Source organism: Amycolatopsis sp. NPDC003676 (assembly GCF_053587275.1).
Map to the genome: position 1 here is coordinate 1 of NZ_JBSFNS010000214.1, position 526 is coordinate 526.

The following is a 526-nucleotide window of genomic DNA, read 5'->3' on the forward strand; positions in this document are numbered from 1 at the left end:
CGGTCCCATTCCGAACCCGGAAGCTAAGCCTGACTGCGCCGATGGTACTGCAACCGAAGGGTTGTGGGAGAGTAGGACACCGCCGAACTTAACCTCAGTAGTCTGGGCCCCGGTCCGAGAACCCCTGCTGGTTCTCCCGGGGCCCAGACTCATTTCCAGACCCAACGTCAAGGCCCGGACCTCAAGCGAGGTCCGGGCCTTCGCCATATCCGAGTTAACTTCGGGGACTGCCGGAGCCTCGCTCGGCCGTTCGCCGCGCCGGCGAGCTTCACGTTGCCCGCGGGGCGATACAAGCCGGGTTTCCTGTCTGGCGGTGTCACTGCCGCAACGGGCTCTGGGCCGTGAGTAGGCGGGGATGAGCCAGCGGGACCGACCGGAGATCTCCCTGCCATCTAGTGCAGGCGTGCCGATGCGAGGGGAACCCGGCTACCCGCCGGAACGGATGGGCGCGACGGGAGGGAGTTCGGCCAGCAGCGCCGCAGCAGGGAAGGGCAGCCCGTGGCGGGCTTGGTCACATCGTCCGAAG

Annotated in this window: 1 rRNA gene; it reads left to right on the forward strand. The window is 67.1% G+C overall.

The window, feature by feature from the left end:
* Positions 1-88 (forward strand): 5S ribosomal RNA (gene rrf / locus ACWDNU_RS44750); the annotation flags it as partial.
* Positions 89-526: the final 438 nt, after the last annotated feature.